The sequence below is a fragment of the Streptomyces sp. NPDC088766 genome, from assembly GCF_044750845.1.
In the GTDB taxonomy this organism is placed as follows: domain Bacteria; phylum Actinomycetota; class Actinomycetes; order Streptomycetales; family Streptomycetaceae; genus Streptomyces.
The window spans coordinates 67,944-78,073 of the sequence record NZ_JBIVKQ010000032.1 but is presented as its reverse complement, the minus strand read 5'-3'; the positions used below and the strand labels follow the sequence as shown (position 1 = coordinate 78,073).

General features: G+C 74.8%; 8 protein-coding genes. 2 read left to right on the top strand and 6 right to left on the bottom strand.

Translation table 11 applies throughout. The features are described 5' to 3' along the window. Positions 1–170: 170 nt before the first annotated feature. From ACIP5W_RS32215 to ACIP5W_RS32195, 5 genes are all read right to left on the bottom strand, one after another. Complete coding sequence (locus ACIP5W_RS32215) at positions 171–1,187, bottom strand: RimK family alpha-L-glutamate ligase (RefSeq protein ID WP_401481017.1); 1,017 nt, start codon at positions 1,185–1,187, stop codon at positions 171–173. A gap of 343 nt (positions 1,188–1,530) precedes the next feature. Further along, positions 1,531–3,915: a phosphoketolase gene (locus ACIP5W_RS32210; protein ID WP_401481015.1), complete on the bottom strand. Its 2,385-nt coding sequence runs from the start codon at positions 3,913–3,915 to the stop codon at positions 1,531–1,533. Positions 3,916–4,126: 211 nt separating this feature from the next. Then, complete coding sequence (locus ACIP5W_RS32205; RefSeq protein WP_401481013.1) at positions 4,127–4,597, bottom strand: RpiB/LacA/LacB family sugar-phosphate isomerase; 471 nt, start codon at positions 4,595–4,597, stop codon at positions 4,127–4,129. Positions 4,598–4,780: 183 nt separating this feature from the next. Then, positions 4,781–5,659: a hypothetical protein gene (locus tag ACIP5W_RS32200; RefSeq protein WP_401481011.1), complete on the bottom strand. Its 879-nt coding sequence runs from the start codon at positions 5,657–5,659 to the stop codon at positions 4,781–4,783. Between the two features lie 151 nt (positions 5,660–5,810). Next, a complete protein-coding gene (locus ACIP5W_RS32195) occupies positions 5,811–6,317 on the bottom strand; it encodes a hypothetical protein (RefSeq protein ID WP_401481009.1) in 507 nt (168 codons plus the stop codon). A gap of 214 nt (positions 6,318–6,531) precedes the next feature. On the opposite strand from ACIP5W_RS32195, the gene ACIP5W_RS32190 reads away from it, so the two are divergent. Continuing rightward, a complete protein-coding gene (locus ACIP5W_RS32190; RefSeq protein ID WP_401481007.1) occupies positions 6,532–7,965 on the top strand; it encodes a DUF1775 domain-containing protein in 1,434 nt (477 codons plus the stop codon). A gap of 150 nt (positions 7,966–8,115) precedes the next feature. On the opposite strand, the gene ACIP5W_RS32185 is transcribed toward ACIP5W_RS32190, so the two are convergent. Continuing rightward, complete coding sequence (locus tag ACIP5W_RS32185) at positions 8,116–8,475, bottom strand: metalloregulator ArsR/SmtB family transcription factor (RefSeq protein WP_363089483.1); 360 nt, start codon at positions 8,473–8,475, stop codon at positions 8,116–8,118. A gap of 198 nt (positions 8,476–8,673) precedes the next feature. Here ACIP5W_RS32185 and ACIP5W_RS32180 point away from each other — a divergent pair, with 198 nt between their 5' ends. Further along, entirely contained in the window at positions 8,674–9,993 is a 1,320-nt protein-coding gene (locus tag ACIP5W_RS32180; protein ID WP_401481005.1) for an MFS transporter, read from the top strand. Positions 9,994–10,130 lie beyond the last annotated feature (137 nt).

The window sequence follows — 10,130 nt, the reverse complement described above, 5'->3', positions numbered from 1 at the left end:
AGACGAAGGCCGCTTCCACGTACGGCAGTTACCGAACCGAGTGATCAAGTACGACGCACCGTTCGACGGCGCACGTTAAAGATCAAGCTAGGGTCTTCGGCCCGGACCGGGCCGGACGGGGACGGCCCCACGACGAGGACGCGTCCCCGGACGAGGGCGGACGACCGGGTTCACGCCGGGGCGGTGAAGCCCCGGCTGCCGGTTCCGATCGCCCGGGTCGGGTGCGGCCGGCGGACCGTGCGCAGGCCGCTCGCCGCGCGCGCGTAGGCGTCCAGGTGGGCCTTGACGTACGGGACCGCCACGGTCTCGAGCTCGCCGTCGACGAAGGCCGGCTGGACGTTGACCTCGAAGACGACGCCGCCGTTCTCCACGGCCAGGTCGACCCCGGCGAAGGGCAGGCCCACCGACGCGGTGGCGGCGACGGCGAGTTCGGTGAGCCGGGGCGGCAGGTCCGGCGGGGCGATGGGGACCGGGGTGGCTCCCTGGCAGGTGTTGCAGGGGGTGTCGGCGGCGGGCTGGAGATGTTCGCGGGCGTGCACGACGCGTCCGCCGAGGACGAAGACGCGGAACTGGTGGCGCAGTCCGTCGGCGGTGAAGTTGCCCGCGTCGCGGGAGAGCATCCAGTCGGTGCCGTGCCCGGCGTAGTAGTCGGTGGCCGCCTCCAGCCGGGCGCGGGTGGTGACGTGGAAGGTGTCGTTGCCGCCGGTGCCGACGACGGGCCGCGCCCAGGTGTCGCCCCCGAGCCGCTCGAACGCCTCGCCGGCCTCCCGGGTGGTGGGACGGGACAGGACGGCGGTCTCCATCTGGGCGATGCCGTCCCGGCGGAAGCGCTCCACGGTGAGGTTCTTCTCCGTGGCGGTCCGCCAGGCCTCGGGGCCGGTGCCGAGCGTGACCACGTCATGGCGGTCGAGGAGTTCCTGGAAGCCGGCCAGGGCACGGCGGCGATGCGGCGGGATCTCGTACAGCACGACGATGTCGGGCACGAAGTCCAGCCCCTCCTCGGCGACCTGCAGCCGTAAGCGGTCTCCGTCGCGGATGCCTCGACCGGACGCGCCGGTCGCGAAGTGGCGGGCGTCGACGCGCACGGGCGGCGTGCCGGTGAGCAGTTCCACGGCGTCGGCGAGGTACTCCCGGCAGCCTTCGGACGACGTCGGATCGGCGATCAGGGCGATGCACGGTCGGGACACAGCGGCCTCCAGTGGCTCTCGACGCGCGCTCGTACCGCGGGCCCGGTCGCGCGGCCCGAACGCCGTCACGGTGTGGTGCCTGTCGCGCGGGTGGTCCTCGCACCCGTCGCCCTGGGAGCCGCGCCGGTGTGCGGGCCGTCCCCGGCCCGGACGGCTGCCGGGGCCGGGGACGGCCGGTGACCACGCAAGGATGGGGCTCGCCCCGCCGGGAATCCGTGCCGCGGGGCCGGCCGACCACTGTAGGCACCGGATCCGGCGCCGTACCAGGGCGCACGCACGCCCGGCCCCTGCCCCTCCCCCTGCGCCGTCCGCACCGGTCCGTGCGCCCTGCCCGGTGTGCCGGTCAGCCGTCCCAGGCCCAGTCGGCGACCTCCGGCAGATCGGTGCCGTGGACCCGGATCCAGTCGTGGTGGCGCAGCCGGACGTCCTCCATCCGCTGGCGTACGGCCGCGGCGCGCACCGCGAGGCCGGGGACGCGGTCGATGACGTCCATGACCAGTCGGTAGCGGTCGAGGTCGTTGCGGACGACCATGTCGAACGGCGTGGTCGTCGTACCGATCTCCTTGTAGCCGCGCACGTGCAGGTTGCCGTGGCCGGTGCGGCGGTAGGCGAGCCGGTGGATCAGCCACGGGTAGCCGTGGTAGGCGAAGATGACGGGCCTGTCGGTGGTGAACAGGCCGTCGTACTCGAAGGCGCTCATGCCGTGCGGGTGCTCCTCGCTCGGCAGCAGGCGGGCGATGTCGACGACGTTGACCACACGGACCACGAGTTCGGGCAGGTGCCGGCGGAGCAACTGGGCCGCCGCCAGCACCTCCAGGGTCGGCACGTCGCCCGCGCAGCCGAGGACCACGTCCGGTTCGCGGGTGCCGTTCTCGGTTCCCGCCCAGTCCCAGATGCCGGCGCCGCGGGCGCAGTGGGCGCGTGCCTGGTCCATCGTCAGCCAGTCGAAGGAGGGTTGCTTGCCGGCCACGACCACGTTGACGTAGTCGCGGCTGCGCAGCACGTGGTCGGCCACCGACAGGAGCGTATTGGTGTCCGGCGGCAGATAGACGCGCACGGCTTCGGGGCTCTTGTTGAGGATGTGGTCGACGAAGCCCGGGTCCTGGTGGGAGAAGCCGTTGTGGTCCTGGCGCCAGACGTGCGACGTCAGCAGGTAGTTGAGGGAGGCGATGGGCACCCGCCAGGGCAGCCGGCGGGTCACCCGCAGCCATTTGATGTGCTGGTTGACCATCGAGTCGACGATGTGCACGAACGCCTCGTAGCAGGAGAACAGTCCGTGCCGGCCGGTGAGCAGGTATCCCTCCAGCCAGCCCTGGCAGGTGTGTTCGGAGAGGATCTCCATCACCCGGCCGTGCCGGTCGAGGTGTTCGTCGACCTGGAGGGTCTGCGCCTGCCATGCCTTGCCGGTGGCGCCGTACACGGCCTCGAGCCGGTTGGAGGCGGTCTCGTCGGGGCCGACCAGCCGGAAGTCGCGCCGCTCGGCGGTGGAGCGCATCACCTCCTCCAGCAACTCGCCCAGGACGCGGGTGGGTTCGTGCACCGTCGTGCCGGGCTTGTCGACGGGGACGGCGTACGACTCCAGGGCGGGCAGGGGGAGTTCGCGCAGCAGCAGTCCGCCGTTGGCGTGCGGGGTGGCGCCGAGTCGGCGGGGACCGTCGGGGATCCAGGACAGTACGTCGTGCCGGGGGGCACCCCGCTCGTCGAAGAGTTCCTCGGGCCGGTAGGAGCGCAGCCACGCCTCGAGTTGGCGCAGGTGCTCCGGGTTGTCCCGGACGGCGGAGAGCGGCACCTGGTGGGCGCGCCAGGTGCCCTCCACCGGGAGGCCGTCGACCTGCGCGGGTCCGGTCCAGCCCTTCGGGGTGCGCAGCACGATCACCGGCCAGCGGGGGCGCTCGCCGGCGCCCTCCTCGCGGGCGGCGCGCCGGATCGCGGCGATCCGGTCCAGCGCGGTGTCCATGGCCTCGGCCATGGCGCGGTGCACGGCGGCCGGGTCGTCGCCGGTGACGTGGATCGGGTCGTGGCCGTAGCCCCGCAGGAGTTCGTCGAGTTCCGGCTCGGGGATCCGGGCCAGCACCGCCGGGTTGGCGATCTTGTAGCCGTTGAGGTGGAGGATCGGCAGGACGGCCCCGTCGTGGACGGGGTCGAGGAATTTGTTGGAGTGCCAGGACGCGGCCAGCGGCCCGGTCTCGGCCTCGCCGTCACCGATCACGCAGGCGACGAGCAGGTCCGGGTTGTCGTAGGCGGCGCCGTAGGCGTGGGAGAGCGCGTAACCGAGTTCGCCGCCCTCGTGGATGGAGCCGGGCGTCTCGGGAGCGACGTGGCTGGGAATGCCGCCCGGAAAGGAGAACTGCTTGAACAGCCGGGCCATGCCGGCCGCGTCCCGCGTGACGTCGGGGTAGGTCTCGGTGTACGAACCCTCCAGCCAGGAGTTGGCGACCACCGCCGGCCCGCCGTGGCCGGGGCCCCACACGCACAGGGCGTCGAGGTCACGGCTGCGGATGACACGGTTGAGGTGGGTGTACACGAGGTTCAGCCCGGGCGAGGTGCCCCAGTGGCCGAGCAGCCGCGGCTTGACGTGCTCCGGCCGCAGCGGCTCGGTGAGCAGGGGGTTGGCCATGAGGTAGATCTGGCCGACGGCCAGGTAGTTCGCGGCGCGCCAGTGGGCGTCCAGCGTCCTCAGCTCGTCGTCGGTGAGGCGGTCGGACGCCTGCTGGGTGTCGACGGACATCGGGGGTCCCTTCCGGATCGGTTTTCGGCGGGGTGCGGGCGGGTCCGTTCCCTCCCACCCTCTCCCTGCCACCGGGTACCCGCCAGGGCCGACCGACCCAACCGGCCGAACCGGCGGAGCCCGGACGGGTGCCGGACGGGTGCCGGACGGGTGCCGGATCCCCTGCGGCGGGTGCGGGACCCACCCCGCCGGTGCACGCCGCGGATGGCCGTCAGGGCGCTGTGTCGTCGCCGGTCGGGCCGATGCGGCCGATGCGGCCGACGTGCAGGACGTTGCCCCGGTCCTCGGCGTCCTCACTGGGCTCGGCGGCGAACCAGGCGTCGAGGATCTCCTTCAGCAACGGCTCGGAGGTCAGGCGCAGGCTGAGGGCGAGCACGTTCGCGTCGTTCCAGCGGCGGGCGCCGTCGGCCGTGGGGGCGTCGGTGCACAGGGCCGCGCGGACGCCGGGGACCTTGTTCGCGGCGATGGAGGCGCCCGTGCCCGTCCAGCAGCACACCACGGCCTGCTCCGAGGCCCCGTCGGCCACCTCCCGGGCCGCCGCCTCCGAGCACACCGCCCACCGCGCGTCCGAACCGGGCCGCAGCGCGCCGTGCGGCACCACGTCGTGCCCTCGCCCGCGCAGCTCCGCGACGAGCGCGCGGGCGACGGGTTCGTCCATGTCGGAAGAAACGGAGATCCGCATGGTTCGGAGGGTACTGAGGCGGGGCGGGCGGCGTCGCGCCGGGGAGGAGGGGACGCAGCGCGCCGTGCGGCGCAGCTCAGCCCGCCCGGGGTGGATCAGCCCGGCGACCGCCGGTCGAGAGCCCCTCGCAGGGGGGCGCGGGCGCCCTCCGCAGGCAGCCGGTCCGGAGCCCCGCGCAACCGTCTAGCTCTTCTCCGCCGCCGTCGCGGCGGGGAGTCCCACCGGGTTGCCGTCCGGGATGAGGCCCGACTCGCGCACGGCGTCGGCCAGGGGGGCGAGGAGGTGGCCGAGGCGGGCGGTCGCGTCGGGGCCCAGGGCCGTCCAGGGAGAGGCCGCCGCGGCGTCCGTCCCGGCCTCGACGGCCGCGCGGGCCGTCTCCCCGGCGGGGGTGAGCCGGCCCTCGTCGTCGAGCCAGCCGCGGTCGAGCAGTTCGGCCTGTGCCGCCCGCCATGCCGGGAGGTCCCACTTGCGGGTCTGCCGCAGCACCTCCTCGTCCGACTCGCCCGCCGCACACTTCAGCGCCATCGCCGCGACCGGGCCCAGGCCGTGGCCGACCAGGGCGGCGATGTGCCCGTCGCCCCGGTGTTCGCGCAGTGTGGTGACCGCCTGCCAGAGCCTGACGTGCGGCTGTGCCGGCCGCGGGAGTGCCTGGTTGGCGGCGCCGAGGACGCGTCCCGCCGTGTCGGCGGCCTGCGCCGCCTCCCAGGCGAGGTCGGCGGCCTCGGCCAGCTCGGCGGAACCGACCGTGTCCGGCCCCAGCACACGGGTCATAGCGGCGTCCATGGCCCGCTCGCGTGCCGAGAGGACATCGGCCGGATCCGCGTATCGCCAGGCGTCGGGGACGGCACGCGTCACACGGTCGGGGTGGAAGACGTAGAAGGAGCTGGTGACGACGGCGGCCGGAACGGGGCCGAGGGGTGCGGCCCGGAAGGCGAAGTAGCCCATCCAGAAGCCGCGCATGCCGAGTTCGTCGGCGGCCAGGTGCGCCTCGGGAGCGAAGTAGACCAGGTCGTGGACCAGTTCGAACCGCTCCCACATCGCCCGCACGACTGCGCCGTTCACCACATGCCTCCCGGTTCACGATCTCCTGCCCGCCGGGAGGCAGCATGCGCCATGGCTACCACGGCGAACAAGCCCCGCCGGACCGCCCGGTGCCCGCGGGCGGCGCGAAACGCGTCGGTCCGCCGCGGACCCGACCGGTCCGCGCCCACCGTCAAGAAGTGCTCGCACCCGGTTCCGGCCCGCTGCCCATGCCCCTCAACTCCCTTATGGAGCCGCCGAGTCTGCCGCGGAACCGTTCCAGCATCCCCGGTTCGGCGCTGACGACCCAGCGGGTGCCGACCAGGTACGTGCCGCCGTACACGCTCGCGGAGTCCAGCCAGGTCTCCTTGAGCCGCTCCTCCGGGAACGTGGTGATGAGGTAGCCGCCGTCCGCGGTGGTGCACGCGCCCTGGCGCAGTTCGTCGGCCTCGATGCGGATGTCCGCCTCGCAGCCGGTGAGTCCGGCGATCACCTCGACCTTCGCCGGGGCGACGACCCCGGCCGCGGGGGCGGCGGAGATCTTCGCCGGGTCGCTGTTCACCGCAACCTCCTCCGTGCCACCGCCGCAGGCCGTGACGGCGGAGAGCAGAAGCAGGCCTCCGGCGATCGTGGCGCCCCGCGGGAGGCGGGCGGTGGTGGGGGTGCGGCCGGTGTGTGCTCGCCGCGGCTGCTGTGGCACGTGCCTCTCCGTCCTCCGGTCCCTGACTGCACCCGGCCGTCGGCGGCCGGGCGTACGACTGCCCAGGGGTACGGCCGGTACCGGGAGGTTGTTCAACTCCCTCGCGCCGGACGGCCACCACCGCCGGACCGGCCGGCTGGACCCCGCTGCCGATCGGCCACTTTTCCCGGGCCGCGCACCCGGCACACGGCCGGTACCGCATGATGGGCGGGCCATGCAGCAGCCCACGACGACACCACGCCCGCCCCTGCCCGTCCTGCGGGCCGCGGTGTTCGCCGTCGTCGGCACGGTGCTGGGGACCGGCGCGCACCAACTGCTGGCGGAGCGGCCGGTGCCGTGGGCGCGGGGCGCGACCGCGGCCGCCGTGCTGTTCGGCCTGGGACTGGCCGGCACGCGCCGCCCGCGCCGTCCGGCCACGGTCGTCGTCGTGAGTGTCCTCGCGCAGTCCGGGCTTCACCGGTGGCTGACGCACACCGGGCACCCGCAGGCGTCGCCCGCCGCACACGTCCACGCCCCGCACGACGCTCACGCCGCCCGGCACGTGCGGCTGCACGATTCCCTGGCCATGACGGCGGCCCACGTCCTGGTCGCGGCGGGCGCCGCCGTCCTGCTGCACCGCGCGGACACGGTGTGCTGGTCGCTGGCGCGCGGGCTGACGGCCGCGCTCGACGCCGTCCGCGCCCGTCTGCTCCTCGGGGCGACGCGACGCGTGGGTTACGCGTCCGGTGCGCCGGTCGCGCCCGTCGCGGCGGAGGGGGACCGGTTGCCCGCCTTCGGGCCGGTGCTGGCACACGCACTGGTCCGACGGGGGCCTCCCCGGTCGAGGTCCGCCCTCGTCAACCGACCTCGTGGGAGAGCCCGTCGGCAGCGGCCGTACGGCTCCCGCCACACCCCGTACCTGGAGAGACCCATGTCCCGCACCACCCTGCCGCGCGGCGCGCGGCGCCTGACACTCGCGGTGGCCGCCGCGACGACCGCCGTCCTGCTGACCGCCGTTCCGGCCGCCGCCCATGTCGAGGTCGAGTCGGCCGGAGCGCAGGCCCTCGCCGAGAACGTCCGGCTCACCTTCGTGGCCGAGTCGGAGTCCGCCACCGCCGGCATCACCGAACTGCGGGTGGTCCTGCCCGAGGGCATCGAGCCGGCCGACGTGACCTACGGCGAGGGCCCGGCGGGCTGGGAGTTCGCCGCCACCGCCGACGGCTACCGCGTCAAGGGCCCGGCCGTGAAGGTCGGTGAGGACGTCGAACTCTCGGTGGTGGTCAGGCAGTTGCCCGACGTGAAGGAGCTGGCGTTCAAGACGCTCCAGACCTACGGCGACGGCAAGGTCGACCGCTGGATCGAGCTGGGCGGGTCCGGCGGCGACGACCACGGGCACGGCAACGAGGCACCCGTCCTGAAGCTGAGGGCGGCCGCGCCCGGCGCGCACACCGTCAGCCCCTCCCCCAGCGTCCCGGCGAGCCCCGCGGCGACCCCGGCGCCGACGGCTGGGGAAACCGCCACCGACCCGTCCCCGCAGGCGGCCGACACCGCGAAGGACGACGAGGGGGGCCTGTCCGCGGGCGCCTGGACCGGCATCGTCGCGGCGGTCCTGGCCGCGGCCCTGGCCGCGGTGTTCCTCGTCCGTCGCCGGGGCGCCGCCCGGCAGTAGCCGGACAGACGGCCGAGGGCCCTCGCGCACGGGGCACGGGTGCGCGGGGCCCTCGGCCCGCCGTGCGGACGGCCCGTCGGCCACGCCGCCACGCCACCAGTCCGCCACGCCGCCCGTCCGCCACCCCGGCAGGTCGGCTCCCCCGGCAGGTCAGCCGTGCGGCGCCTGTCCGCTCACCCGGTGGTCGGCGTGGCTCAGCGCCTCCAGGACCAGGCGCCGCAGATGGCCGTCGCTGAGCCGGTAGTGGATGTGCCGGCCGTCGCGGCGGGTGTCCACGAGACCGGCGAGCCGCAGCTTCCCCAGGTGCTGGCTGACCGCCGTCCGGGAGGCGCCGCAGCGTTCGGTGAGGGAGCCGACGTCCGACTCGCCCTGCGCCAGCAGCCACAGCAGGTGCAGCCGGGTGGCGTCCGAGAGCATCGCGAACACCCCGGTGGCCTCGGCCAGCCGCGCACTGTCGGGGGCTCGCAGATGCACATCGGCCGCAGGTGAGATGGGGTGGCTGTCGGACATGGGGCCAGCCTAGAGCCATCCGTCCGCGGGGCGGCCATCCGCCCGAGGCACGATCGGGCGCCCGAGGCACGATCGGGCGGCCGGGGATCGCGAGCGTCAGGGACCGCGCGCACATCACTTCATCATGTGCACAGATGCGCACATGACAGCTACACTCGTGGCACCGACCCGGACCGCGCCGCCGAGAGGGCCTCCCGCATGCTCGCCGTCCTGCGCAACCGCAGCTACCGCCACCTCTTCGCCGCCCAGGTCGTCGCCCTGGTCGGCACGGGTCTGGCAACCGTGGCTCTCGGGCTGCTGGCCTACGACATCGCGGGCGCCGACGCCGGTTCGGTGCTCGGCACCGCGCTCGCGATCAAGATGGTCGCGTACGTGGCGATCGCCCCGGCCGTGGGCGCGCTGGCCGACGCCCTCCCCCGCAAGGCCCTCATGCTGTCGGCGGACCTCACCCGTGCCGGAATCGCCCTGCTGCTCCCCTTCGTCGACCAGGTGTGGCAGGTGTACGTCCTGGTCTTCGTGCTCCAGTCCGCCTCGGCCGCGTTCACCCCGGCCTTCCAGGCCGTCGTCCCCGAGGTGCTGCCCGAGGAGCACGACTACACCCGGGCGCTGTCGATGTCCCGGCTCGCGTACGACCTGGAGAGCCTGTTCTCACCGGCCCTGGCGGCGGTCCTGCTGTCCGTCGTCACCTACAACCGGCTGTTCACAGGCACCGCCCTGGGTTTCCTCGCCTCGGCCGCACTCGTGGTGTCCGCCGCCCTGCCCCCGGTCCGCCCGGCACGGGCGGGCGGTGCCCGCGCCCGGGCCGCGGCGGGCACCCGGCTGTTCCGCACCGTCCCCGCGCTGCGGGCGCTGCTCGCCCTCAACCTCGCGGTGGCCGCGGCGAGCGCGATGGTGACCGTCAACACCGTCGTCTACGTACGCGACTTCCTGGGCCTGCCGACCGGGGCCGTGCCCCTCGCGCTCGGTGCGTACGGCGCCGGCTCGATGACCGTGGCCCTGGTCCTGCCCCGACTGCTCGACCGGGTGCCGGACCGGACGGTGATGGTGCGCGGGGCCGCGCTGCTCGGGGTCGTCTTCGCCGCGCTCGGTGCCGTCACCGGCGCGGGCGGCGGCGGTTGGCGGTGGCCCGCCCTGCTCGCCGTGTGGGCCGCCTTCGGTGCCGCCTGCGCGATGGTGCTGACGCCGACCGGACGGCTGATCCGCCGTGCGGCGCCGGCCGAGGCGCGGACGGCGGCCTTCGCGGCGCAGTTCTCGCTGTCGCACGGCTGCTGGCTGCTGACGTACCCGCTGGCGGGCTGGCTGGGGGCGGCGGCCGGACTCGGGTGGGCGGTGGCCGCCCTGGGCTCGATCACCCTGGGAGCCTCGCTGACGGCGGTACGGCTGTGGTCGGCGCCGCCGCCTCCCGCGCACACGGACCTGCCCGCGGGGTACCCGCACCCGGCGCCCGCCCGAGGCGTACGGTCCGGCCGACGGCACCGCCACGGCACCCTGGCGGACGGGGCGCACGCCCGGCCGTAGCCCTCTCCCCCGACGCGGACGTGGCGGACGCCCGCTCCCAGCCCCCTCACGAGCGCGGTGGACGCCGCTCCCGCCACTCCCGCGAACCGGCGTGCGCCCGCTCCCGGCACTCCCGCGCACGGCACGTGCCGGGATGT